Raw genomic sequence first — 25,535 nt, 5'->3', positions numbered from 1 at the left:
GCTGATCATAAAAAATGCCCACTTTGTAATAGAATTGTTCCGGCACTCACCGCTTCTTTATCAGATTCAGGAACCCGATTTCATGCTTAAACGCGCCCTGCCTTCATTGTCACTGGTCAGCCAGATCACGCTGCTGATGCTGCTGCTTGGCCTGCTGGGCATTGGCGGAATGAGCATGGCGGCGTGGATGGCGGGCAGCATCGAAGGCAACGCCCATGCCATCAACAAGGCGGGTTCCCTGCGTATGCAGAGTTACCGCCTGCTGTCTGAAGTGCCGCTGAGCGGGAAAAATTCCGCGTATATCCGCCAGCTTGAGAACGACCAGAGCAGCGCGGATCTGCTGAAAGCGGTCGAGCGCGAAAACCTGCAACCGCAGTTTCTGGCACTGCGCAATTACTGGCAGACCACCTTGCGGGATCAGTTGCTGGCGGCAAAACGCCCGCAGGATGTCTCCGCCAATATCGCGGTATTTGTCGGTCAGCTGGATGTGCTGGTCGCCGAGCTTGAACATAAAACCGAATACCATTTGCAGCAGATTTCGCTGATCCAGCGCGGTCTGGTGGCCGTGACCTTGCTGCTGATGGCGCTGACAGTCTGGTTCCTGCGCCGTCATTTGCTGACGCCGTGGAGAAGCCTGCTCGCACAGGCCAGCGCCATTACGGCCGGCGATTTCAGCCGTCGCTATCAGCGCAAGCGGGTGGCGAATGGCGATGCTCATAATGAAATGGATATCCTCGGCGACTCGCTGAACAGCATGTCGCTGGCACTGGCGGAAATGGTCGATAATCTGGCGCAGCGCGTGGCGGAAAAAACCGCCGATCTGCAACAGAAAAACCAGATGCTGGATTACCTCTACCGCGTCAGCCGCCAGTTGCATACCAGCGCCCCGCTTGAGGCGCGCATGGAACCGGTGCTGAAAGAGTTGCAGTCGCTGACGCCGCTGAGCGGTGTGCAGTTGCGGCAATATGAAAACAACAGCGCCGAGGTGTTCAACGAATTCAGCAACGGTTCCGCCCGTCAGCCCGACAGCCCGCAGGTCGGTGAACATGCCGAAGAAAGCGGCGAATCCCTGAGCTGGAGCCTGCGCGACGATCGCGAGAATTACGGCGTGTTGCTGGCGCAGTTGCCGCCTGGACAGTATCTCGATGACGACCAGCAGCAGCTGGTTCATACCCTGCTTGAACAGCTCACCAGTACGCTGATGCTGGCGCGTCAGGCAGAACATCAGCAGCAACTGATGCTGATGGAAGAACGATCCGCCATCGCGCGTGAACTGCACGATTCACTGGCGCAGTCGCTGTCCTGCATGAAAATTCAGGTGGCCTGTTTGCAGAGGCACGCGGAGTCCTTCTCTGAAGAAGACAATAATCTGCTGCAACAGATGCGTGAGGAACTGGGCACCGCGTACCGTCAGTTGCGCGAGCTGCTGACCACCTTCCGTCTCACACTCAACACCCCCGGCCTGCGCGCCGCGCTGCAACATACCGTTGATGAGTTTTCGCGCCGGATGGGGCTAACGATTGATTTCGATTATCAGATCCCGCCGCGCTCGGTACCGGCGAATCAGGGCATTCACCTGCTGCACATCGCCCGCGAAGCCCTGAATAATGTCCACAAGCACGCCCACGCCACGCAGGTGTCGCTCTCCCTGCAATGCCATGACGGCGAGATCAACATGTGCGTGCGCGATAACGGCGAAGGCATTTCGCAGGATGCGGAGCGGCAAAATCATTATGGCCTGATCATCATGCAGGATCGTGCCAGCACCTTACATGGCCAGTGTCGGGTTGCCCGACGCCCGGACGGCGGCACCGAAGTCTGTGTCCGTTTCCGCCCGGAAGCATTGCCCATCAATCCCCAGGAGCAAGTATGAACGACATCACCCCTTCCACCATTTTGCTGATTGACGATCATCCTATGCTGCGTAACGGCGTCAAACAGCTGATTGCCCTCGATTCGCGCCTGAAAGTGATTGGCGAAGCCAGCAATGGCGAACAGGGCGTTGAGCTGGCAAAACAGCTCGACCCGGACCTGATCCTGCTGGATCTGAACATGCCGGGCATGAACGGACTGGATACCCTCGACAGCATGCGCCAGACCTCCCTGTCAGGCCGTATCGTGGTGTTCAGCGTGTCAAACCATGAAGACGATGTGGTGACCGCCCTGAAGCGCGGCGCAGACGGGTATCTGCTGAAAGACATGGAGCCGGAAGATTTGCTGACCGCGCTGCATAACGCGGCGGCAGGCAAAATGGTGCTCAGTGAAGCCCTGACGCCGGTGCTGGCCGCCAGCCTGAGGGAAAGCCGTCCGAGCGGTGACCGCGATATCCAGTCCCTGACGCCGCGCGAGCGCGATATCATCAAACTGATCGCCGAAGGTTTGCCGAATAAAATGATTGCCCGCCGTCTGAATATCACGGAAAGCACGGTGAAAGTGCACGTTAAGCATTTGTTGAAAAAAATGAAACTGAAATCCCGCGTCGAAGCGGCAGTATGGGTTTTACAGAGCAACGTGCTGTAAACGATGTGTCCCCGTACCTTCCTCCGGAGTGAGAGGACGGGGGCTGTAACTTACTGCCCCCATTACATTTCTTTGGAAAGCACACCCCATTCCACGTTATCAGATTGGTTTACATACCCCGCTTACGTTATAGTCCCACCGCTGCGGCAAAATCCGCAGCAAGGTTTCGCAGCCTGAATATCACATCGAAAATACATATATAATAGCTATGTATGGCCTCGGCACACCTGTCAGATACAAATGATCGGTATTTGTACAACTATGGTGGCTCTGGCGGGGCAGCTTACGGGCTGGCCGGTTTCCGATGTGACCGGTACTGCGAACCTTGTCTGAGCCGCCACCCAAGAGTTTCGCAGCTCCGGTGGGGGTTTTTTAATCACATCGGAAATACACAATGAAATTATCACGCGACCCCACTTTCCTGCCCTTTATTGCTTGCGTTCAACCAGCCAGCGGAGGGCGGAACCGTGAAAAGTAAAGACTGGCATCCCGCTGACATTATTGCGGCGCTGCGTAAGAAAGGCACCACCCTGTCCGCCGTTTCGCGTGCGGCGGGTTTATGTTCTTCCACCCTGTCTAATGCACTTTCCCGTCCGTGGCCAAAAGGTGAATTACTGATCAGTCAGGCCGTCGGCGTCCCCGCCTGCGTCATCTGGCCAAGCCGGTATTATGATCCCAAGACCATGACGTTTATCGACAGGCCTATGCGCTCGAAGAAAAAAGTCATTCTTTGTGACGAATAGCAGCAGACCTTTCAGGGCGCTGTTCATGCGCCCTTTCTTATCCCGCCCTCCCCTTAAAACCCTCTGATTTTCGTTAGCTAACTAACTGATAATGCATTAAACATTTGATATTGAAACATTTTGATGCATTTCGTGCGTCAATAATAAAGGCGACATGCGTCGCCTTTTATATCCTTTCTCAGAGATGGCTTATGTTTTCAGCCAGAATCCCTGCATCAGATCCCCGCATCAGAACTGATAAACAATACCGACTGCGGTCACGTCGTCGGTGCTGATACCGGCTTCACGGGTAAAGCTGTTTTCATCCACCAGGTTAACCATGTAATCAACAAACATATTGATGTTTTTGTTGAAGTAATACGTCGCGCCGAAATCGACATATTTGATCAGATCCTGATCGCCGTAATTACGACCGGAGGCGGAACGGCCCAGATCTTTCCCTTTGTTGACGTTATAGGCCACAAACGGTTGCAGACCGAAGTCAAACTGGTAGCTGGCGTACAGTTCCATGATCTGAGATTTATTGGCATAACCGTACGCCGTATCATCAGAAACAGAACCGAAGCGGGACGCATTATACGCCTGGGTATACATCGCGCCTAAATACACGCCGTGCGCGTCATACTTGATCGCACCGGAATACGCTTCGGCACGTTTGCCGTTACCCATGATGCCGTTCGTGCGGCTGTTTTGTTCATTGGTACGGTCAGCGCTGCTCATGGCACTGACAATGCTGACGCCTGCGCCAATATTGTAGGTGGCAGACATGCCGTAACCGTCGCCGTTCTGACGCAATACGCTGCGCACGCCCGGCTCACCGCCGCCGTCATTTTTACCCTGATACTGAATCGCAATATCCAGACCATCAATCAGGCCGTAGAAACCGCTGTCACGGTAAGTCGCGACACCGTTTGCGCGGCTGAACATGAACTGGTCAGAACCGTAAGTCATGCCGTCGAACTCAGGCTGCATGTCGGTAAAGCCTAAGGAATCGTACAGCACGCCACGGTTACGGCCGTAGTCGAAGGAGCCGTAATCACCAAATTTCAGACCCGCGAAACCGTAACGGGTGCGCGGTGTGGAATCTTCACTTTCTGCGCTGCTGGCGTCGTACTGTGACTGCCACTGGCCGTAACCGGTCAGATTGTCAGAGATCTGCGTTTCACCACGAAAACCCAGACGGACGTAGGTCTGGTCGCCATCCATGCTGCTGTCTTTGGAGAAATAATGTTCGCCGGACACCAGACCGTAAATATCTAATTTATTGCCGTCTTTATTGAAAACTTCTGCTGCGTGCGCCGTACCGGCAAGTAATGCGGATGACATCACTAAAAAGATCGCTTTATGCTTCATCATAACCCTCAATGATTGATAACTCGCCACTGCTTATTTATCGAGCTTTAGGCAAAATAAAGTTTCGGGCCTTTACTATCACTTATGGCCCCTGTAATGATTATTTCTCAAGGCAGTAAAAACTGCTGCGCATTTGATTTATCATTTTTAAACTCAGGGTGTAAATAAATGTTTTATTTTGTCAGCACAGATTGATAAATATCTCAGCCCTTAACTCAAATCGCACATTTTGATAATCCTTGCTTGCGGGCAATCGGTTACGTTGAGTTGCTTCATTATTATTTTTGGCTTTTCATTGGCCTGTTTGATTTATAATTTAATTATATGCTTTTCATATAACCGAATATCTTGGTATTCGGTTTTTTGTTCATTTTCATGAACTTATTTCAGGATAAGAAAAACTTATATTACCTCAGGCGGGACCCGCATTAATTAACGTCACTCATGAGTTTAATCAGGATGGGGCGGGTAAATTAGTGTTTTGTTTACTGTTATTCTCTTACTGCAAGTGAAAATAGATAAATGCTCTGAGGCTATGATGATGGTGATACGCGATGAGATCGTTCGTTCAATCATGCTATGGATTGACGACAATATAGATAAACCGCTGAAGATAAATGATGTCGCCGAGAAATCTGGCTATTCAAAATGGCATTTGCAACGCGTCTTCCACGAGAAAACAGAACAAACTATTGCAAATTATATCCGCGACAAAAAACTTGAAAGTGCTGCCTGCGATTTAGTCAGAAATACTGATTCTATTGTCGATATTTCTCACCGTTATGGTTTCGATTCGCAGCAGTCATTCACCCGGGCGTTTTCCCGTAAATACCATATTTCACCGGGACACTGGCGCAGGCGTTTTAATGACTACCTCGAAGGTTCATAAGGACGGGATGTCCCGCTGAAGAGCCCGGGGAGCATGGGGGCGGCCAGCCCCCTATTCCATCTTCCGCAACTCCATAGCAACTATTGTTGTTTTACATCCCTGGTTCCTGACTTTAATAATCGGGGATAACGCTCTGCTGCCAACAATAGGAACTGAAGATGAGCCACCTGATCCGCCTTGCGCACGAGTCTGAAGCGGCGGCGTTGCACCGTCTTTTGCAAAAGGCGTACGCGCCGTTGCTGGACCATGGCATTCATTTCACCATCACCCGCGCAAGCGTGGAGGATGTGCGGGATGTTATCCGCAATGAAACCACCTATGTGCTGGAGAAAGACGGCGTACTGACGGCCACGCTGACCACACGTTTCTTATGGACACCGGCCAAAAACCATCTTGCGCCGTGGCCGTTTGTGCACTGGTTTGCGGTGGCGGAACACGCCAAAGGTCAGGGGCTGGGCAATGAAATTATCCGCTACGTCGAAGAAACGTTTTTACGCGACACGCTGAAATCACCGGCGGTGTATCTGGCGACGGCGGTGAAACATCCGTGGCTGACCGGTCTGTATCAGCGGCGCGGCTATGAGCCGTTTCATACCGCGACTAACCCGCTGGGTGTCGAACTGGTGTATCTGCGCAAAATTCTCAATCAACAGGCCTTTGAAGCGCACGAGCAGGCACCGCTGGTTCGCTCTGTTGCTGAATTACGGACGCTGGTTTAACGCCGGGGGAATAATAAACCGAGAGGTTAAGATTTGCCGTAATATGGGTTTTGTTGCCGGTGATAACAGACAGGTGCTGTATTTTTGCGCACCTGTCTGTTAAGACCAAAATGAATATCAGAAATATTCAGGAAGGTTTTCTAAGTTATCTATGGCTTGCCCGTCAGCGAGAGTGGTGAGGTAATCTTTACCCATTACCCGATCCGTCACCACTATTCGTCCTCTTACCCATTTGCCATGGTTGTTTTGTATCGCGGTGCAGAAACTATAGTCATTATCAATCATAGAGATGACCCACTGCCGGGGTTGTATTACCGCAGCACCAACGGCATTTCCCAGATCCTCATGCACCACCACATCGATAATGTGAGTATGCTGCTCGTTATATTTCACCTGCGATATTAAATAATTCGCCCATTTCCCCTTCATCTCTTTTCCTTGATTTTTACAGAGCCAGTCCTGTTTTCTCTTTATATGCTTTAAAATTTTAAAGTCTATTATCTGGCTGTTGATTTATTGATCAAACTCAATAAAAAATCAATATTACTCAACAGGTTTAGCCATACCGGTAATCTTATTACCTGAACATTTTAATAAGTATTGTAATAAGAAGAAGCCTCGTCACCCGCCTGTTATCGCATTCAGTTCGCCGGGTTATTAAGGTCAAGGTCGTGGGCGTCGGCCCACACCGACCAGAGACCCGGTAACGCGCGGGCCTCTGGACTCCGCGCTTTTTCACTGCGCGCTGTCGCGGGTATGACGGACATGTTCCGGTGCATTGGTGAGTGCCGCAAATCCAGGTGCTTCGCACTACCTTCTCTCGGTCTTCAAGCCATAGGTCTTGAAGCCGCTCCGTTCAGCTGAATTTTGAGCACGCCAATCAACCTTTTTAAAAGATGAAAAACAGTCTGCCGTTGGTTTAAAGATCGTGCGGGCGATTCAGAAATCTTGCTGAACGGAGCGGCCTGGAGACCAGAGGCTCCAGGACCGAGAGAAGGAACCGCGCAGCGGCAAGATTTCCAGCCTGTCACTGCGATACCTGAAACATAGCCAGCGAGCGGAGCACGCAGTAAAAGAGCCCGGGATTCTCAAGGGGTGTGGCGACAGGCGCCCCTTGAGGCCAGTTTGGGTGGCAACCCAAGGTGTTGACCTTTAGCACGGAAAATTCGATGAGGTGTTCCACCGCCCTGTCCATCCGTGGACGGAAAAGCTGATTGATGCGCTGCCGGTTGTCAGTTCACACAGGCATAATATTACGCCCCGCATATCGTTAGCGATTTAAAGCATTTGTCGCAGGCGACCGAAAAGTTAATATTCTTTTAAGGAAATATGCGCGTTATTTATATTAACCAGCGGGAGCACACATGATCACTGTCAGCGGATTGAATAAATCATTTAACCAATTCCCTGCCCTGTCGGATATTAATTTCACGGTGAATAAAGGTGAAGTGGTGTCGGTAATAGGCCCTTCCGGTTCCGGGAAATCCACTCTGTTACGTTCGCTGAATTTGCTGGTCAGGCCGGATTCCGGCCAGATTCAGATTGGTGATAAACACATAAACGCCGCAACACTCACCCGCAAACAAACCGACGGTTTTCGCCGCCAGACGTCGATGGTTTTTCAGCACTACAATTTATTTAAAAATAAAACCGCGCTGGAAAATATCACGGAGATTTTACGTTTTACGCAAAAACTGACTAAAGCGCAGGCCGGCGAACGGGGTCAGGAATTGCTTGCGCAGGTGGGTCTGGCGCACAAAGCGGCGGCTTATCCCGGCACACTCTCCGGCGGACAACAGCAGCGCGTCGGCATCGCCCGCGCCATGGCCGTTGATCCGCAGGTCATTTTATTTGATGAGCCCACGTCTTCGCTGGATCCCGAAATGCGCCGTGAAGTGCTGAACCTGATTGAAGGGCTGGCCGGGCGCGACTTAACCATGATGATCGTGACGCATGAAATGGGCTTTGCACGGGATGTTTCTGACCGGATATTTTTCATGGAGCACGGGCAAATTATCGAACAAGGCGAACCGGCCAAAATATTCCAGACCGCTTCCGGGAAGCGTACCCGATCTTTCTTACACGATTTTGCCTGATGGCCGTACACGGAACTTTGCACAATGAATTTTGATTTTCCTTATATGCTCGGCGTTATTCCGCAGATCCTCGTTTATCTTCCCGTGACCTTGCTGATTTCATTGCTTTCCATTTTACTGGCGACCGTACTGGGGATTATTTTCGCCCTGTTACTCCGGGCCGGTAAAATACCCGCAGCGTTTGCACACCTGTATATTTCCTTCTTTCGCGGCACACCGGTACTGGTGCAATTATTGATTATTTATTTCGGGCTGCCGCAAATTATTCCTTCTATGAATTCGCTGAGTGCCATGAATGCAGTGATCCTCGGTTTAAGCTTAAACACGTCCGCCTATCTGGCGGAAATCTTCCGTGCCGCCATCGACTCTGTTGATAAAGGGCAACTGGAAGCCTCGCTGGCCTCCGGGCTAAGCATGTTTACCGCTTCCCGCCGTATCCTGTTTCCGCAAGCCTGCCGCAATGCGATCCCGGCGACCGGCAACGTGTATATCGGCCTGATCAAGAACTCTTCGCTGGCGTTCACATTAGGCGTCAGCGAGCTGCTGGCCGCCGGAAAAATGGTGGCCACAGAATCGCTGAAATTCTTCGAAGCGTATTTCGCCGTGGCACTGGTCTACTGGGCGCTGACCATCATTTTCAGTGAGTTACAGCGTCGCCTCGAAAAACATCTCGGCAAACCTTATGCCGGTTAAAACAGGAAATCTTGATATGCGCTTGTTAACACTGGCAATTTGTTCACTCCCTTTGCTGCTGACGGCGTGTGATAAACCCGCCGCAAAAGCCGATGATGAACCCGTTCTGCGGGTGGGGGCGACACCGGACGGTTATCCCCACTATTTTAAAGACGGCGATACCATCAAAGGATTCAGCGCGGACATTCTCAACGCCGTCGCCAGTAAGATCCACTACAAAGTGGAATGGGTAACGTCCGATTGGGTGGGCGTGCTGGGTTCTCTGGAAACCGGCAAAGTGGATACCGTGGGCAATTTCGCCGACACGCCGGAGCGGCGAAAAAAATACGATTATTCAGCGCCCTACTATTACTCTGCGGCGCAGTTAGCGGTGAGTAAAAACAATACCACCATTCACGGATTACAGGACATGAAAGGTAAAACCGTCGCCGCCGATCTCGGTTCGAACTATGCCAAAGTCCTGAAAGAATTTGATCCGAAAAATGAAATCAAACTGGTGACCTTCGAGGGCATGGATGTGGTGGTCAACAGCGTGGCTCAGGGAAAAGTGGATGCCTATGTTTCCGGTCAGGTGATCCTGCTCGGTCAGATCAAACATAAAAATCTGCCGCTGAAAGTTGTCGGTGAACCCTTCGGCCTGAAACAGGTTGCCCTGCCGTTCAGGAAAGATGCGCGCGGGGAAGCACTGAAACAAAAAGTGGATGTCGCACTCGGTGAATTACGGGCAGACGGGACATTGAAGAAGATTTCTGAGAAGTGGTTTGACCGGGATCTGAGTGTGGACATGGAATTAACGTCGGTCAGCAAAAGGCAATAAACTTACCGTCTCTCCCGTCTGAAAACCCCGCCGGAAACAGGCGGGGTTTTCGTTTACGTGCGCAACCCCTGACGACGTTTGATGGATTTACCCGCCAGATACGCCAGCGTCGCGCACAGCAGATAATACATCAGGCCGACCAGCAGGAAGATTTCTGCCGGGTAAATTTGTACCCGGTTATTCACCTGCCCGGCCACCGTGGTCAGTTCCGGCACGTTGACGATAAACGCCAGCGATGTGTCTTTCACCAGAGAGATCAGCAGCCCGAGATACGACGGCAGCAGATTCGGCCACGCCTGCGGTAACAGCACGAACAACAGCACGTTGCCGTAACCCATGCCGGATGCAATTCCCGCTTCAGTTTGCCCGCGCGGCAAGGCTTCCAGACCGGCCAGCGTCGAGTGCATCACCGCCGCCGAGGTAAACCAGGCCAGCGCCACAATCACCGTCAGAGGGCCGGGAATTGAACCGCCAAACACCACCGGCAGCAGGAAGTACAGCCAGAAAATCACGAAAATCAGCGGAATGCCGCGAATAAAGGACGCCCAGATAAACAGGATTTTTCGTGTCAGGCCGCCGAAACGCCACGCCAGCGCCGCCATCAGCACACCGAACACTAACGCCAGAACGCCCGCCGACGCCGCCATGATAAGCGTCAGCAATACGCCGCCCGGCTCGCCGTCAACCAGCCTTCCCCACAGCAGATAAGTGAAATTATCGTGTATAACTGACCAGTCACATTCCATCGCGAATTTCCTCTTTCAGAACCACCTGCGGCCTGTGCTGCGGTCGCTTCGGACCAAACGCCGTCATCAGCCAGCCGAGGAGCAGTCCGAGCGCCAGATACAGCAGCGTCCCGACGGCGAAACCTTCAAAGGCGTGCGCGTTATAGCTTTCAATCTGGCTGACCTGATACGTCAGTTCCGAAAAACCGATACCCGTCGCCAGCGAGGAAAGCTTCATCAGGTTGAGATACTGGCCGGTGATCGGCTGCCACGCGTTGATCAGCGCCTGCGGCAGGAGAATCGAAAGCAGCAGCGTTTTACGGCTGAAACCCTGAGAAATCGCCGCTTCGGTCTGGCCTTTCGGCACGGAATTCAGCCCGGCCTGCACTTCTTCCACCAGAAACGCCGCCGTAAACAGCGCCAGCCCCCAGGCCGCACACAGAAATTCCGGGGTCAGCCAGGCAATGTTGCCCGGAAACGTCGCCCACGGATGAATGTCGCCGATGTAAAAACGCCAGCTTTGCGGCAACGCGCCGTACGCCGCGAAATACCAGAACAGCAGTTGTACCAGCAGCGGCGTGTTACGAAAAACAGAGACAAACGCCGCCACCGCACCGCGTGCCAGACGCGACGAACTCAGGCGCAGCGCCAGCAGCAATACCGTCAGTAACGTGGCGAGCAAGCTTCCGATAATGCTGACATACAGCGTGGTGAGGAAGCCGGAGATTATCCAGTGCAGAGGCTGGCCGGTCAGCACGCCAGCCCAGTCGGGATGCCAGTTCATAGCGCGACTCCGGTTTGCGGATGCAGCGGAAACAGGACTTTTTGCAGAAACCGCTGCGCACGCGGATGTTGCGGACGCAGGAAGAAATCTTCCGGCTGCGCCTGTTCAAGGATTTCGCCGCCGTCCATGAAAATCACCCGGTCAGCGATTTCACGGGCAAAACTCATTTCGTGCGTCACCACAATCATGGTGATGCCGCTTTTCGCCAGTTCCTGCATCACCAGCAGGACTTCGCCGATCATTTCCGGATCCAGCGCCGAGGTCGGTTCATCAAATAAAATGATGCCCGGATCCGTGACCAGCGCCCTGGCAATCGCCACGCGCTGCTGCTGACCGCCGGAAAGCTGCTCGGGATAATGCTGCGCTTTATCACCCAGACCGACGCGCGCCAGCAATGCCCGTGCCTTTTCGCGCGCCTCAATTTTCTTCCAGCCATGCACTTTAATCAGCGCCAGACTGACGTTGTCTTCAGCGGTGAGGTGGGCGTAAAGGTTGAACTGCTGAAACACAAATCCGATGTGTGTGCGCAACTGGCGTAATGCGGCACCCCTGAGATTGCGCGTCGGCTGGTCGGCGATAAAAATTTCACCGCTGCTGACCGATTCCAGCTGATTAATCAGCCGGATCAGCGTGGATTTACCTGAACCGGATGGCCCGCAAACTGCCACCACTTCGCCACTGTTCACACGTAAATCAACGTTACGGATAACCTCATGCGGACCGAAAGATTTACTGACCTGGCGGAATTCGACGGCCGCCGTTTTTCCGGCGGATGAATGTGAAAAAACCGCAGACGCCGCTGCGGTTGAGATAGTGTCTTGCTGCATGTGTCTTACCTTGCATAAAACAGATTATTTGGCTTCGATTTTGAACAGACGCGGCTGAGGTGATTTGGTCTGCGGACCGAACCAGACGTTATAAATGCTGACCGCCTGACCGTTTTTCTCCAGATTCAGCAGCTCGTCATTAACCACTTTCAGCAGGCTGGTTTCGCCTTTTTTGACGCCCACGCCAATCTCTTCTTTGCTCAGCAATTCAGGCAGCACTTTGTATTTTGCTTTGTCCGGCGCGCCATCCAGCAGCCCCGCCAGAATGGTGCTGTCCTGCGTAATGGCCTGCACGTTGCCATTCCGCAGCGCAGAAAGTGCCAGCGGAATATCGTCATAAGACAACACGCGGGATTGCGGGAAGCGGTTATGCAATTCCTGCTCGCCGGTGGTGCCTTTCACCGCACCGATGCGTGCCGTGGCATAGGCATCCAGCTTATCCGGCGATCCGGCCGGTACCAGGAACTGCTGGCCGGTGACGAAATAAGGCACAGAGAAGTCGATCACTTTTGCGCGTTCCGGCGTGATGGTGATATCCGCCACGATCAGATCGGCTTTACCGGACTGTAATAACGGAATACGGTTCGCCGGATTGGTCGGCACCAGTTGCAATTTAACACCCAGCGTTTTCGCCAGCGCTTTCGCGAAATCCACGTCATAACCGACGATGTCATGGGTTTTGGCATCAACAGATCCAAACGGCGGATTGGAATCGAACGTCGCGACCTTCACCACACCGGCTTTTTTGATGTCCGCCAGCTGATCCGCGTGCGCGGCAAAAGTAGAAATCGTGCTGAGCGCCAGAAACAGTCCGGCAGCAATCTGGGTTTTATTTACGTTAATGACAGCCATCGTTTTTCCTTATGAATAGTCTTCAGAGGCAGTGACGCCCCAAATGTTAAAAATGAAGATCCGGTATTTTTTCTTTTGTAGGTCAAAGAATTGCATAAGGAAGAATGAGCGACTACGAATTTAAAAATATAAATATGGACGAATTAGGCATAAGAAAAACAGCTGTCACTAAAGGCGAACCGTTCAAATTTTGAGATCACCCGGCAGGTCGATATCCCACACGCAGCCCGGATCTTCACTTTCGATGTTTAATGGCGGGTGCGTTTTCAGCAGGTCGCGCGCCCCGCCGCTGCCCTGTAAGGCGATCAGCGAGGTCCGCATGGAGGCGGGGAATCCGACAGGATGCCCCGGTTGTCCGTGATACACCGGTCTGGCACATTGCCCGGCGCGCACGGCCTGTGCGATATCGTCATAGGTTTGCGGCAGGATATAGGGCAAGTCCGCCAGCGTGATAATCCAGCCACCGGCTTCCCCCGTGGCCTGCACACCGGCCGTCAGGGAATCGCCCATGCCCTGACTCTCCACGCAGACAAAAGGCACATCCACACGCTGGCAGAACGCCTGTAGTTCCTGTGAACCGGGGCGCAGCACCACGCAGACCGGCAAGCCTGTTCGCAAAACATTGCCGAGGCTGTGCTGAAATATCGTCATGCCGGTACCGGTAAGCTCTTCCAGTAATTTATGCCGACCGGTCGCCTGCTGATAACGACGGCTGAAGCCCGCCGCCAGCAATATCACCACGGGTTGTTTCATTTCAGATTGCTCCCGAAGCCATTTTCATAAACATCTATAATGATGAGTTAATCCACATGCCGGTTATTTTAGACATAACAAGGGTGTTAACCAATGCAAAGTCTGGATATCAGCGTGATCAGTCAGTCAGCCCGCTGGATTAACGATCAGCCGATATGGCTGTGCACGGTGCTCAGCACTTTCGGTTCATCGCCACGTCCGCCGGGCACATTAATGGTGATAAACCGCGACGGCCATTTTTGTGGTTCGCTGTCCGGCGGCTGTATTGAGGATGATTTTATTCAGCGCATCCGCGACGGTGATTTTCGCCAGCCGAGTCAGGTGGTGCGCTACGGCGACGGCGGATTAACGCCGGATCGCGCGCTGCCCTGCGGCGGCGTGCTGGATATTCTGATTGAGTATCTCGCACCCACGGCGGCGAATCAGGCTTATATCGCCGGGATCGGCCAGTCGCTGAACCGTCATTTTGCGCTGAAAAAACGCATTACGCCGCCTGCGGCCTGCCATTCCTTAACGCAGGAAACCTGGCGCAGCAGCACCATTGTTGAACGTGAGACGTCTGAAATCGTCATTACCCTCGCCTGCGCACCGCGCATTATCATCGCCGGGCTGTCTGCCGTGGCGGTATTCTGCGCAGAGTTTGCCAGCGGGCTGGGGTTTGAAACGGTGATTTGTGAACCGAGGGAAGACATTCTGGAGAATTTTCGCGGACAAATCAGCGGTTCGCCGATCCTTGAAACGGTGTTTCCGGCGCGCTATCTCGAACAACACGGCTGCCATGCCAATACCGCCATCGTCGCGCTGACCCATGATCCGAGAATGGATGACCTGACCATGATGGAAGCGGTCAACACCGACGCGTTTTACATCGGCGTCATGGGTTCGCTGCGTAACAGCCAGAACCGCATCAGAAGGCTGGAAACCACCGGCGGCATGACCGCGGAAGAACTGACCCGCATTCACGCCCCGATTGGTATTGATATCGGCAGCAAAACCCCCGCCGAAATCGCGCTGGCAGTGATGGCCGATATTGTGCGGGTCAAGAATCAGCGGACAGTTTCAGTTTCGCGCTGAATCTGTCGCACAGGCTGCCGGTACATTCCCGCCACCTCGCCGATAATCAGCAACGCGGGCGTAGCCACCCGGTTCGCCACGATGATATTCCCCAGCGAATCCAGCGTGCCGGTGAATACCCGCTGTTCCGGTTGCGTACCGCGTTCGATCACCGCGACCGGCATGTCGGGCGGCATACCGTTGGCCATCAGTTTCTGACTGATGCTGTCGCTGCCGGCGATGCCCATGTAAAACACCAGCGTCTGATGCGCCATCGCCAGTGCAGACCAGTCAACGTCCGGCTCACCCTGCGCGCCGTGACCGGTGACAAAGCGTACGGACTGCGCCAGATCCCGGTGCGTCAGCGGAATACCACTGGCCGCCGCACACCCCATCGCCGCCGTGATCCCCGGCACGATATGGCAGGTCACGCCGTGCTGCTGACAGTGCGCCATCTCCTCACCGCCCCGGCCGAAAATAAAGGGATCGCCGCCTTTGAGACGAACCACGCGGTGACCGGTCTGCGCCAGACCGACCAGTAACTGGTTAATCTCCGGCTGCCCGAGGGTGTGATGACGTGTGGATTTACCGGCGTCAATGCGCAGTGCGTCCTCCGGGATCAGCGCCATCACCGGCGCGGAGACCAGCCGGTCAAACACCACCACCTCCGCCTGCTGTATCACGCGCAGCGCCTTCAGGGTCAGTAATTCCACATCACCCGGCCCGGCACCCACCAGCCAGACTTCGCCGCGACATACCGGCTGACGCAGGGTGGCGGCTGCCATGATGTGCGCGATCTGCTGCACCTGTAAGAATGTTTCGGGAATATTCACTGGCTGTCTCCTTCCGTTTGCGTGACACGCTGACGGGCTATGATGTTTTTGAGTTCAGGAATGCATGAGCCGCAATTTGTGCCGCATTTGAGTGTTTCGCCAAGCTGCTGCACGTTGTGGCAGCCCTGTTGTACCGCCTGCACGATGCGGATTTCACCCACCGAAAAGCAGCTGCAAATCATCGCGCCTGCCGGTGGGGTATCGCGGGCGGTGCGACCGGCCAAAAGTGCCAGACGTTGCGACGCGGTGTGCGGCGGCGTGGTAAAGGCAGCCACCACCGCCTGCCGGTCAGGTGACGGCGGTGTGCGGCGGGCATAAAACGCCAGTTGCAAGGCGCCGTCTGCCCAGGCCAGCAGACTGAAACCGTCGTCGCCCGTCCGTGCGGTCTGGCAGACCATCTGGTTGGTAGCGTAAGACTCGTCCAGCCACGCCATCCAGTCGGCGGGCAGTGACGAATCGGCCAGCGTAAAATGCGTGATGCCCGGCTGGGTGATCAGGCTCCGGTAAGCCGTCACCGGCGGCTCGCGCTCTTCGCCGCGGATAAACAGTTCAGCCTGCCACGCGGCCTGCCAGCGCCGCAGGCTGACCGGCATATGCTTGCTTTCCGGCTGCCCTGACAGCGGGTCCACATGCGCCGCAATCAGCGCATCCACCCGGGCCTGCTGGCTGAACAGGCTGTTCCAGTGCATCGGCACAAACACGCTGCCGCGCGGTTGCAGGTTGTCCGGTTGCGCACGCAGCAGCAGCCAGCCGTGCGACGAGGCCACGCGCAGCAGATCACCGGCCTGAATGTCCGGCGCATCGTCGGGATGAAACTGACAGAAGGGTTCGCTGATGTGCTGCATCAGCCGCGCCGATTTCCCGGTGCGGGTCATGGTATGCCACTGGTCGCGCACCCTGCCGGTATTCATGATCAGCGGCCAGGCCGCCGACGTCGGGCTGACGGGCAGCCGTGGCGTGATCGCCACCAGCCGCGCCCTGCCGTCGGGGTGAAAGAAAGTGTTATCGGTAAATAACCGCGCGGTGCCTTGCGGATGCGCCGCGTTCACCGGCCACTGCACGGGACGCAGGTTGTCCCATTCTTCATCCGACAGCGTCGCCAGCCCGCTGATATCAAACGCCCGCGCGCCGTGATTTTCAAAACCGGAAAGCGCCGCATGTTCACGGAAAATCTCAGCCGGATGTTGCCAGGCAAAAGCCTGACCGAACCCCAGCCGCTGCGCCACCTGACTGAGGATCCACCAGTCCGCTTTCGCCTCTCCCGGTGCGGGCAGAAACGCCCGCTGACGCGAGATGCAGCGTTCCGAGTTGGTGACCGTGCCATTTTTTTCGCCCCAGCCCAGCGCGGGTAAACAGATATGCGCGGCGCGGGTGGTATCGGTGTCGCGCATGATGTCGGAGACAATCACCAGCGGACAGCGGGCCAGTCCGGCGCGTACCCGGTCCGCATCCGGCAGCGAGACCAGCGGATTGGTGCCCATGATCCATACCGCTTTTATCCGGCCGTCTTCCACCGCACGGAACAGATCCACGGCGTTCAGCCCGGCGGATTGAGTGACGTTGTCACTCTTCCAGAAGCGGCCGACGCGCCCGATATCTTCCGCTGTAAAGCCCATGTGTGACGCCAGCTGATTCGCCAGCCCGCCAACTTCCCGCCCGCCCATGGCGTTTGGCTGGCCGGTGATGGAAAAGGGTCCGCAGCCTTCGCGCCCGATATTGCCGGTCGCCAGATGCAGATTGATGATGGCATTGCATTTATCAACGCCGGAGCTGGACTGGTTAATGCCCATGGAATACAGCGTCACCAGCCGCGTACAGCCTGCAATCATCTGGTAAAACGCCAGCAACTGTTCAGCGGGCAATTCGCAGAACGCGGCGGTACGCGCCACCGTCCAGTCCCGCGCTGCCTGCAACGTCTCTTCCGCGCCCTGCGTGTGATGGTGCAGGAAATCGCGGTCAAGATTTCCGCTCTCAGCCATCGCATTGAGCGCGCCGCAGAACAGTGCCGCATCGCTGCCGGGACGCAGGGCCAGATGCAAATCCGCGATATCACAGGTTGCAGTCTGACGCGGGTCAATTACCACGATACGCATTTCAGGACGCGCCTGTTTAGCCTGCACCAGCCGCTGATACACCACCGGATGCGCCCAGGCGGTATTCGAACCGGTTAATATCACGCAGTCCGCCTGTTCCAGATCCTGATAACTGCACGGCACGGCGTCGGCCCCGAAGGCGCGTTTGTAGGCTGCCACGGCGGAGGCCATGCACAGCCGCGAATTGGTATCCATATTTCCTGCGCCGATAAAGCCCTTCATCAGCTTATTGGCGACGTAATAATCTTCGGTCAGCAACTGGCCGGAGCCGTAAAACGCCACCGCCTGCGGCCCGTGCTCGCGGATCACCGCCCGCAGGCGTTGCGCTACCGTATCCAGCGCCTGCATCCAGCTCACCGGCTGACCGTCGATTTCCGGCTGTAAAAGCCGTCCGGCCAGTCCCAGCGTTTCGCCGAGCGCGCTGCCTTTCACGCACAGCCGCCCGTGGTTCGCCGGATGGTTCGGGTCGCCCTCTGCACAAAAATCGTCTCCCTCGGGCCGCATGCTGACGCCACACCCCACGCCGCAATAGGCGCAGGTGGTCAGTGCCGGAACGGTAACGGAAGGTGTCTTCATACGCTGACCGTCGCGGCAATTTCAGCGGCGGTCTGCACCGGCTGTTCCTGCACCCAGACGCGGCCATTTTCCACTTTCACCGGCCAGACGTGCAGCGCGGACTGCGCGTCATCCACGTTGCGCCCGTCCCGCAGGCGGAAACGCTGTTTATACAGCGGTGAAATCACCACTGGTTCGCCCTGCACATCCCCCAGCAGTCCCCGTGCCAGCACGTTGGCATCGCTGTCCGGCTCGCGGTTGCTCAGGGCAAAGACCTGCTGCGGATGATCCGGTAAATGGAACAGCGCAATCTGCCGGTGCGCCAGCCGTGCCGCCATACCGGCATTGGCCGGGATCTCAGTCAGATCGCACAACGCCACCCAGCCCTGCACCGCCATCACCGGCTCACTGACCGTGATCCCCTCCCGTGCCGCCCGTTCATGCGCACGCGCCGGACGCACCTGCTGACGCTCGGTGACCATCACCACCGCCTCATCCGGCGCGGTGCTGTTAACGAACGGACGGAACAGCGCCAGCAGGTCAGGATCGGCCAGCGTGGTTTGCCATTCGCACTGATAAGTGCCGACCACCGCGTTCATCTCGCTTTCCAGTTCTGCGCCGATCTGCAGGCTGTCTTCCAGCACCACCTGTCGCAGATACTCCATGCCTCCTTCGAGATTATCCATCCAGGTGCTGGTGCGTTGCAGGCGGTCGGCGGTACGGATGTAAAACATCAGGAAGCGGTCCACGGTGCGGATCAGATCGCCGGTGCTCATGTCCTGCGCCAGCAAATCCGCATGACGCGGTTTCATGCCGCCGTTGCCGCAGACATATAAATTCCAGCCCTTTTCAGTGGCAATCACGCCAACGTCTTTGCTCTGCGCTTCGGCACATTCGCGGGTGCAACCGGACACCGCCATTTTGATTTTGTGCGGTGAACGCAGTCCCTTGTAGCGGTGCTCCAGTTGCAGCGCCAGCGAGGTGGAATCCTGCACGCCGTAGCGGCACCAGTTCGAGCCGACGCAGGATTTCACCGTGCGCAGCGATTTGCCGTAGGCATGGCCGGTTTCGAAACCGGCTTCCACCAGTTGCTGCCAGATTTCAGGCAGTTGTTCGAGGCGCGCGCCGAACAAATCCACCCGCTGACCGCCGGTGATTTTGGTGTAGAGGTTATAGCGTTTGGCGACCTGACCGATGGCAATCAGGCCGTCCGGCGTGATTTCACCGGCCGGGACACGCGGCACCACGGAATAGGTGCCGTCTTTCTGAATATTGGCAAAGTAACGATCGTTGGTGTCCTGCAACGGCAAATGCTGCGGTGTGAGCAGGTAGTCATTCCAGCAGGACGCCAGAATCGATCCGGCCAGCGGTTTGCAGATTTCACAGCCGCTGCCGCGCCCGTGTTTCTGAATCAGTTCGGCAAAACTGCGGAGTTTGCCCATGCGCACCAGGTGGTACATCTCCTGACGGGAGTACGCAAAATGCTCGCAGACGTCTTTTTTCACCTCGACGCCCATTTCACTCAGCGCGAATTCCATCACCTGTTTGGTCAGCGCCGCACAGCCGCCGCAGCCGGTGGCGGCTTTGGTGCAGGCTTTGACTGCCGCCATGTCGCCACAGCCGCCTTTCACCGCGTCACAGATAGCGGATTTGCTGACGTTATGGCAGGAACAGATTTGTGCACCATCCGGCAGTGCCGCCACGCCGAGACTTTGTGGCGCTGCGCCTGCCCCGGCAGGCAGGATCAGGCTTTCCGGTCTGGCGGGCAGCGGCATGTCGTTAAGCATCATCTGTAACAGCGTGCTGTACTCGTTGCTGTCGCCGACCAGCACCGCACCGAGCAGACGTTTACCGTCCTGGGAGACCACGATTTTTTTGTACACTTCCGCCGGTCCATCCACCCAGCTGTAACTCTGACTGCCCGGCGTGCGGCCATGCGCGTCGCCGACTGACGCGACGTCCACGCCCAGCAGCTTCAGTTTGGTGCTCATGTCCGCCCCTTTAAACGCCACCTCGCTGCCGGAAAGCGTATCCGCCAGCGTGCGCGCCATCTGATAGCCGGGCGCCACCAGACCGAAAATCTGCCCGTTCCATAACGCACATTCACCGATGGCAAAAATGGCCGGATCCGAGGTTCGGCACTGATCGTTAATCACGATGCCGCCGCGCGGCCCGACGTCCAGCCCGCACGTTTTTGCCAGCTGATCACGCGGACGGATCCCGGCGGAGAACAGCACCAGATCGGTTTCCAGATGACCGCCGTCGGCAAACTCCATGCGATAGCGGCTGGCTACCCCCGCCACGATGGCGCGGGTTTCCTTGCCGGTATGAACCTGCACGTCCAGCGCTTCAATCTTGCGGCGCAGCATCGCCGCCCCGCCTTCATCGAGCTGAACCCCCATCAGCCGGGGCGCGAATTCCACCACATGCGTGTGCAGCCCGAGATGTTTCAGCGCGTTTGCCGCTTCCAGCCCCAGCAGCCCGCCACCGACCACCACGCCGGTTTTGCCTTCCGCTGCGCAGTCGCGGATCGCCGCAAGGTCGTCGAGCGTGCGGTACACCAGACAACCCGGCGCGTCGTTGCCCGGAATGGGCGGCACAAACGGATAAGAGCCAGTCGCCAGCACCAGCAGATCGTAAGGGGTCTGTCGCCCCTGATGATCGACCACAAAACGGTGGCGGGTATCAATATGGCCGATGCAATGCCCCAGGCGCAGCTCGATACCGGTCGATTCAAAGAAGTCGTCCTCCACCACCGACAGCGATTCCGCGCTGCGGCCGGAGAAAAACTCTGATAAATGTACGCGGTCGTAAGCCGGTGACGTTTCTTCCGCAAACACGATCACCTGATATTGCAGATGCAGTTCCCGCTCCACCAGCTGTTGCAGGAAATGGTGACCGACCATGCCGTGTCCGGCCATGACTAAAACGGGTTTCGACATTGCATTGCTCCTCGTCACCTCAACGGGTAACTGTTCTGATGTGATGGCCGTGAGACCGGACGTAGCCGGGACGTCACCGGGACTGAAAACACTGAGTTTTGCCTGCTGCACGCAGGGATGGCTGAGTCGTGAAACGTATTGCGGTCCGTCACTGATATCGCCCCACAGCAACACGCCGGTGAGGCGGTTATCGCGCAGGATCAGGCGGCGGTAATGGCCGTCGATCGGGTCTGAGACGGTATGGATTTGCGCCCCGTCACCGGCATGCAATTCACCGGCGCAAAACAACGCCAGGCCGGTTACTTTCAGGCGCAGCGGCAGCGGCGGGATCACTGATGACACCTTTTGCCCGCCCGCCAGACGGGCCGCCAGCGCTTCGGCCTGTTGCCAGCACGGTGCCACCAGCCCGGCCGTCAGTTCCCCCTGCTGACAACATTCGCCAATCGCGGAAATGGCCGGGTCGGAAGTGTGCAGCGTGTCGCTGACCAGAATGCCGCGATCGCAGGCCAGTCCGGCGGCCTGTGCCAGCGCGATATCAGGCCGGACACCCGCCGCCACCACCACGCGCTGCGCCGGAATGTCCCGCCCGTCGCGGAGCCTGACCGCCTGCACATTGCCCTGTGCATCCCCGGCATACGCCCGCGTTTGTGCCTGCAAAATCACCTCAATCCCCCGCGCCGTCAGGCTGTCACGCAGCAGCCCGGCGGCGTGTTCATCGAGATGACTGTCCATCAGATACGCGCCACGGTGCAGCAGGCTGACCTGCATACCGCGCTGTGCCAGGGCGGCGGCGGCTTCCACCCCCAGCACCCCGCCGCCAATCACCACCGCCGGTTGTCCGGCGTAATGCCCGTCGAGGATGTTTTCCACATCCTGCTGAGCACGAAAACCATAAATGCCGCGCAGTGTCGCGCCGGGCAAAGGCGGCATAAAAGGCCGGGAACCGGTGGCGAGCACCAGATGGTCGTACGCCAACCACTGGCCGCCCGCCCGCACCCTGCGGGCCTTGCGGTCAATCTCCGTCGCCGCCGCACCGGCCATAAACGTGACACTGTGACGTTGATACCACGACGCATCATGGGTCACGATGTCATCAAAGTGCTTTTCACCGGCAAGCACCGGCGTCAGCAGGATGCGGTTATACGCAGGCTGTGCTTCATCGCCGATCATCAGGATGCGGAACCGGTCCGCTGCCTGTTCGCACAACCGTTCCACCAGTCGCGCGCCCGCCATGCCGTTGCCGATCACCATCAACGTGGGTTTTTCCATTGCGCTTATCCTGCCGGTTGAATCAGGCCACTGACCGGTGTTTTTCGTACAGAAACTGCAACACCTGCTGGCGGTAACGGTGGAACATCGGGTCGTTCGCCAGCGCCAGCCGCGAACGCGGACGTTCCAGTTCCACCTGTAATACCTCGCCGACTTTCGCCGCCGGGCCGTTGGTCATCATCATCACGCGATCCGACAGCAGCACCGCTTCATCAACGTCATGGGTGATCAGCAAAATGGTGGTGTTCAGACGCGACTGGATCTCCATCACCGCATCCTGCAAATGCGCGCGGGTCAGGGCGTCGAGCGCACCGAAAGGTTCATCCATCAGCAGCACTTTGGGTTTCATCGCCAATGCGCGGGCAATCCCCACCCGCTGTTTCATGCCGCCGGAAATCTCACCCGGACGCTTGTCGGCGGCGTGCCCCATATGCACCAGCTCGAGGTTGTGCGCGATCCACTCGCGCATTTCACTTTTACTCATCACCCCTTTGAATACCTGATTCACCGCCAGCGCGACGTTCTCCGTCGTGGTCAGCCAGGGCAGCAGGGAATGGTTCTGAAACACCACACCGCGCTCCGGCCCCGGACCGGTAATCTCGTGGTTATCACACAGCAACACCCCTGCCGTCGGGCGACTCAGCCCGGCAATCAGGTTCAGCAAGGTGGATTTCCCGCAGCCGGAATGCCCGATCAGGCTGACCGTTTCGCCCTGCGCAATATCAAAACTGACGTTGTCGAGCGCCAGAAACGTGCCTTTTGCGGTCGGAAATTGCTGGCTGACGTTTTGCACGCGGATAATGGCTTTGTCATTTTTCATCTCAGGCTCCTGACGTTGTCGTAGCTGAAGCGGCGGGCAATGGCCATCAGCCCCTGTTCCAGCGCCATGCCCACCACGCCAATCAGCAGGATGGCGATAATGATGTTTTCCACATTGAGGTTGTTCCATTCGTTCCAGATCCAGAAACCGATGCCGACGCCGCCGGTGAGCATTTCGGCGGCGACGATCACCAGCCACGCGATGCCGATCGACAGGCGCACACCGGTCAGGATGTAAGGCAACACGGCAGGAAACAGGATCTTGCGCATCACGGTGAATTCACTGAGTTTCAGCACCCGCGCGACGTTGAGATAATCCTGCGGAATACGCATCACGCCTTCTGCGGTGTTAAGGATCATCGGCCAGATAGAGCAGATAAAGATGGTCCATGCCGAGGCCGGTTCAGCACGCTGAAACAGCAGCAGACCAATCGGCAGCCACGCCAGCGGGCTGACCGGGCGCAGCAGCGAAATCACCGGGTTGAGCATGCGGGCGATAAAGCGGAAACGTCCGATCAGGAAACCGGCGGGAATGCCCACCAGCGCCGCCAGCCCGAACCCGGTCGCCACACGTTGCAGCGAGGCCAGTACGTTCCAGCCGATCCCCATGTCGTTTGGTCCCGCGATGTAAAACGGATCGGCGAAAATCACTTTGGCGGCGTCCCAGGTTTTCAGCGGTGTCGGAAAACCTTTGCTGCTGAGCGCGGCAACCTGCCACAGCGCAATCAGCACAATGACGCCCAGCAGGGCCGGAATGCCCTGTTGCAGCCACCGGCGCAGCACGCCATGTACGCGGCCGGTGACAGGCGCTTTCACGCTAACGACCGGCGGCGCGGGGGTCAGCGGCACGATCTGCGCGCTGACCGGCTCTGCCAGTACGACAATTTTGGATGGGGAGTGAACAGACATTGGCGACCTCACTTAGCGTTTCATGGCAAAACTGTTGGCATATTCAGCAGGCTGGCTGCCGTCCCAGACTTTCCCGTCGATGAGCGTGCTGCTGCGCATCTCGCCGGACGGCAGGCTGATCCCACCCACCGCCGTGGCGGCCTGTTTGTAGACGTCAATGCGGTTAATTTTTCTGGCGACGGCCAGATAGTCCGGATCCTTATCCAGCAGTCCCCAGCGTTTGTGCTGGGTCAGGAACCACATGCCGTCGGAGAGATAGGGGTAGTTGACCGCGCCGTCGTTGAAAAAGCGCATGCTGTGGGCGTCTTTCCAGGTTTTGCCCAGCCCGTTTTGGTAATCGCCGAGCATCCGCCCCTGAAGGGTTTCCACCGGCGTATTGATGTAGGCGCGTGCCGATATCACCTGCGCGGTCTCGATACGGTTGGCGTCTGAGGTGTCGATCCAGCGCGAAGCGTCCAGCACCGCCGCCGTCAGGGCGCGGGCGGCGTTGGGATTCGCCGTCACCCAGGCCTGAGTGGTGCCGAGAATTTTTTCCGGATGATCCGGCCAGATTTCCTGCGAGGTCACGGCGGTGAAACCGATATCATCCTGAATGGCGCGCTGGTTCCACGGTTCGCCGACGCAATAGCCGCTCATGTTGCCGATTTTCATGTTCACCACCATTTGCGGCGGCGGCACGACCACATTGCGGACATCGTTAAACGGATGGATCCCGGCGTTCGCCAGCCAGTAATAGAGCCACATGGCGTGGGTGCCGGTGGGGAAAGTCTGGGCAAAGGTGTACGTGCCTTTCGCACTGGCATCGACCGCTTTTTTCAGCGAGTCCGCCCCGGTGACGCCGGCCTGTTTCAGCTGATTTGAAAGGGTGATCGCCTGCCCGTTATTGTTGAGCGCCATCAGCATCGCCATGTCGTGCTGCGGGCCGGAAACGCCAAGCTGTAAGCCGTAGACCAGACCGTAAAGGACATGCGCGGCATCAAGCTCGCCGGACACCAGTTTGTCGCGCACTGACGCCCAGCTTGATTCCTTGCTCGGGATGATTTTGATGCCGTATTTCTCATCAAACTTTTTCACCGCCGCCATCACCACGGAGGCGCAGTCGGTCAGCGGAATAAAGCCGACGCGGATCTCTTTTTTCTCCGGTGCATCGGAGCCGGCCGCCCATACGCTGTTCATAAAACCGGGCATCATCATGCTGCCGCCCAGCGCCGCGCTGGCCGCGATAAAACGGCGGCGGGAGAATCGCCCCGGCGTAGTGTTGTCTTGCGTCATTGCGGCTTCCTGTAAAGTT

Annotated in this window: 23 protein-coding genes; 10 read left to right on the top strand and 13 right to left on the bottom strand. The window is 56.7% G+C overall.

Annotation, left to right across the window (positions count from 1 at the left end; translation table 11 throughout):
- The first annotated feature begins 82 nt into the window (after nucleotides 1–82).
- The 4 genes from narX to J9880_RS17875 all read left to right on the top strand — a co-directional run bounded on the left by narX (nucleotide 83) and on the right by J9880_RS17875 (nucleotide 3,263).
- On the top strand, nucleotides 83–1,873 hold the full coding sequence (gene narX / locus J9880_RS17885) for a nitrate/nitrite two-component system sensor histidine kinase NarX (protein WP_232769704.1): 1,791 nt from the start codon (nucleotides 83–85) through the stop codon (nucleotides 1,871–1,873).
- Nucleotides 1,870–2,520, top strand: coding sequence for a two-component system response regulator NarL (narL, locus tag J9880_RS17880; protein ID WP_095922129.1), 651 nt, complete (start codon nucleotides 1,870–1,872; stop codon nucleotides 2,518–2,520). The genes narX and narL overlap by 4 nt, the downstream gene beginning before the upstream one ends.
- Before the next feature lie 240 nt (nucleotides 2,521–2,760).
- Nucleotides 2,761–2,853, top strand: a complete 93-nt coding sequence (locus J9880_RS25205) for an ash family protein (RefSeq protein ID WP_095922130.1) — start codon at nucleotides 2,761–2,763, stop codon at nucleotides 2,851–2,853.
- A 134-nt stretch (nucleotides 2,854–2,987) separates the two neighbouring features.
- On the top strand, nucleotides 2,988–3,263 hold the full coding sequence (locus J9880_RS17875; RefSeq protein ID WP_095925143.1) for a helix-turn-helix domain-containing protein: 276 nt from the start codon (nucleotides 2,988–2,990) through the stop codon (nucleotides 3,261–3,263).
- Nucleotides 3,264–3,491: 228 nt separating this feature from the next.
- On the opposite strand, the gene ompC is transcribed toward J9880_RS17875, so the two are convergent.
- On the bottom strand, nucleotides 3,492–4,616 hold the full coding sequence (gene ompC / locus J9880_RS17870; RefSeq protein ID WP_232770489.1) for a porin OmpC: 1,125 nt from the start codon (nucleotides 4,614–4,616) through the stop codon (nucleotides 3,492–3,494).
- A gap of 541 nt (nucleotides 4,617–5,157) precedes the next feature.
- On the opposite strand from ompC, the gene J9880_RS17865 reads away from it, so the two are divergent.
- Both J9880_RS17865 and J9880_RS17860 read left to right on the top strand, forming a co-directional pair.
- Entirely contained in the window at nucleotides 5,158–5,505 is a 348-nt protein-coding gene (locus J9880_RS17865; protein ID WP_095925144.1) for a helix-turn-helix domain-containing protein, read from the top strand.
- A 158-nt stretch (nucleotides 5,506–5,663) separates the two neighbouring features.
- Complete coding sequence (locus J9880_RS17860; RefSeq protein ID WP_232769703.1) at nucleotides 5,664–6,224, top strand: GNAT family N-acetyltransferase; 561 nt, start codon at nucleotides 5,664–5,666, stop codon at nucleotides 6,222–6,224.
- A gap of 117 nt (nucleotides 6,225–6,341) precedes the next feature.
- On the opposite strand, the gene J9880_RS17855 is transcribed toward J9880_RS17860, so the two are convergent.
- Nucleotides 6,342–6,653 (bottom strand): DUF3892 domain-containing protein, encoded by a 312-nt coding sequence (locus J9880_RS17855; protein ID WP_232769702.1) that lies wholly within the window; start codon nucleotides 6,651–6,653, stop codon nucleotides 6,342–6,344.
- A gap of 935 nt (nucleotides 6,654–7,588) precedes the next feature.
- On the opposite strand from J9880_RS17855, the gene J9880_RS17850 reads away from it, so the two are divergent.
- Genes J9880_RS17850 through J9880_RS17840 form a run of 3 tightly spaced genes read left to right on the top strand, consistent with a single transcriptional unit; the run spans nucleotide 7,589 to nucleotide 9,830 of the window.
- Complete coding sequence (locus tag J9880_RS17850) at nucleotides 7,589–8,320, top strand: amino acid ABC transporter ATP-binding protein (protein WP_232769701.1); 732 nt, start codon at nucleotides 7,589–7,591, stop codon at nucleotides 8,318–8,320.
- Nucleotides 8,321–8,344: 24 nt separating this feature from the next.
- Nucleotides 8,345–9,013, top strand: coding sequence for an amino acid ABC transporter permease (locus tag J9880_RS17845; protein ID WP_095922135.1), 669 nt, complete (start codon nucleotides 8,345–8,347; stop codon nucleotides 9,011–9,013).
- A 16-nt stretch (nucleotides 9,014–9,029) separates the two neighbouring features.
- Nucleotides 9,030–9,830 carry an amino acid ABC transporter substrate-binding protein gene (locus tag J9880_RS17840; RefSeq protein ID WP_232769700.1) on the top strand — a complete coding sequence of 267 codons (801 nt, stop codon included), beginning with the start codon at nucleotides 9,030–9,032 and terminating at the stop codon, nucleotides 9,828–9,830.
- Nucleotides 9,831–9,883: 53 nt separating this feature from the next.
- Here J9880_RS17840 and J9880_RS17835 read toward each other — a convergent pair whose 3' ends face one another.
- The 5 genes from J9880_RS17835 to J9880_RS17815 all read right to left on the bottom strand — a co-directional run bounded on the left by J9880_RS17835 (nucleotide 9,884) and on the right by J9880_RS17815 (nucleotide 13,771).
- Nucleotides 9,884–10,576, bottom strand: a complete 693-nt coding sequence (locus J9880_RS17835) for an amino acid ABC transporter permease (RefSeq protein WP_232769699.1) — start codon at nucleotides 10,574–10,576, stop codon at nucleotides 9,884–9,886.
- On the bottom strand, nucleotides 10,566–11,339 hold the full coding sequence (locus J9880_RS17830) for an ABC transporter permease subunit (RefSeq protein ID WP_232769698.1): 774 nt from the start codon (nucleotides 11,337–11,339) through the stop codon (nucleotides 10,566–10,568). The genes J9880_RS17835 and J9880_RS17830 overlap by 11 nt, the downstream gene beginning before the upstream one ends.
- Entirely contained in the window at nucleotides 11,336–12,166 is an 831-nt protein-coding gene (locus J9880_RS17825) for an amino acid ABC transporter ATP-binding protein (RefSeq protein WP_229921046.1), read from the bottom strand. Before J9880_RS17825 ends, J9880_RS17830 begins: the two co-directional genes overlap by 4 nt.
- 24 nt (nucleotides 12,167–12,190) lie before the next feature.
- The gene (locus tag J9880_RS17820; RefSeq protein WP_131694209.1) at nucleotides 12,191–13,018 is read right to left on the bottom strand and encodes an ABC transporter substrate-binding protein; all 828 of its coding nucleotides are present in this window, start codon (nucleotides 13,016–13,018) and stop codon (nucleotides 12,191–12,193) included.
- A gap of 183 nt (nucleotides 13,019–13,201) precedes the next feature.
- Nucleotides 13,202–13,771, bottom strand: coding sequence for a nucleotidyltransferase family protein (locus tag J9880_RS17815; RefSeq protein WP_232769697.1), 570 nt, complete (start codon nucleotides 13,769–13,771; stop codon nucleotides 13,202–13,204).
- A 93-nt stretch (nucleotides 13,772–13,864) separates the two neighbouring features.
- Between J9880_RS17815 and J9880_RS17810 the strand changes: the two genes are divergently transcribed.
- Nucleotides 13,865–14,845 (top strand): XdhC family protein, encoded by a 981-nt coding sequence (locus J9880_RS17810; RefSeq protein ID WP_232769696.1) that lies wholly within the window; start codon nucleotides 13,865–13,867, stop codon nucleotides 14,843–14,845.
- Here J9880_RS17810 and cobA read toward each other — a convergent pair.
- Genes cobA through J9880_RS17780 form a run of 6 tightly spaced genes read right to left on the bottom strand, consistent with a single transcriptional unit; the run spans nucleotide 14,818 to nucleotide 25,516 of the window.
- Entirely contained in the window at nucleotides 14,818–15,630 is an 813-nt protein-coding gene (gene cobA, locus J9880_RS17805) for a uroporphyrinogen-III C-methyltransferase (protein ID WP_408637239.1), read from the bottom strand. The two genes, J9880_RS17810 and cobA, sit on opposite strands and share 28 nt — an antisense overlap.
- Nucleotides 15,631–15,653: 23 nt before the next feature.
- Nucleotides 15,654–18,326 (bottom strand): nitrate reductase, encoded by a 2,673-nt coding sequence (locus J9880_RS17800; protein WP_232769695.1) that lies wholly within the window; start codon nucleotides 18,324–18,326, stop codon nucleotides 15,654–15,656.
- Nucleotides 18,323–22,516, bottom strand: coding sequence for a nitrite reductase large subunit NirB (gene nirB, locus J9880_RS17795; protein WP_232769694.1), 4,194 nt, complete (start codon nucleotides 22,514–22,516; stop codon nucleotides 18,323–18,325). The genes J9880_RS17800 and nirB overlap by 4 nt, the downstream gene beginning before the upstream one ends.
- A gap of 22 nt (nucleotides 22,517–22,538) precedes the next feature.
- The gene (locus tag J9880_RS17790) at nucleotides 22,539–23,336 is read right to left on the bottom strand and encodes an ABC transporter ATP-binding protein (protein WP_232769693.1); all 798 of its coding nucleotides are present in this window, start codon (nucleotides 23,334–23,336) and stop codon (nucleotides 22,539–22,541) included.
- Nucleotides 23,333–24,244: a nitrate ABC transporter permease gene (gene ntrB, locus J9880_RS17785; protein ID WP_131694203.1), complete on the bottom strand. Its 912-nt coding sequence runs from the start codon at nucleotides 24,242–24,244 to the stop codon at nucleotides 23,333–23,335. The genes J9880_RS17790 and ntrB overlap by 4 nt, the downstream gene beginning before the upstream one ends.
- A 12-nt stretch (nucleotides 24,245–24,256) precedes the next feature.
- Nucleotides 24,257–25,516: a CmpA/NrtA family ABC transporter substrate-binding protein gene (locus tag J9880_RS17780; RefSeq protein WP_232769692.1), complete on the bottom strand. Its 1,260-nt coding sequence runs from the start codon at nucleotides 25,514–25,516 to the stop codon at nucleotides 24,257–24,259.
- Nucleotides 25,517–25,535 lie beyond the last annotated feature (19 nt).

Origin of the sequence: Rahnella victoriana, from assembly GCF_021276285.1 — a bacterium.
Classification (GTDB): Bacteria; Pseudomonadota; Gammaproteobacteria; order Enterobacterales; family Enterobacteriaceae; genus Rahnella; species Rahnella victoriana.
The sequence above is the reverse complement of the archived record's forward strand: the minus strand, read 5'-3'. Positions and strand labels throughout refer to the sequence as shown.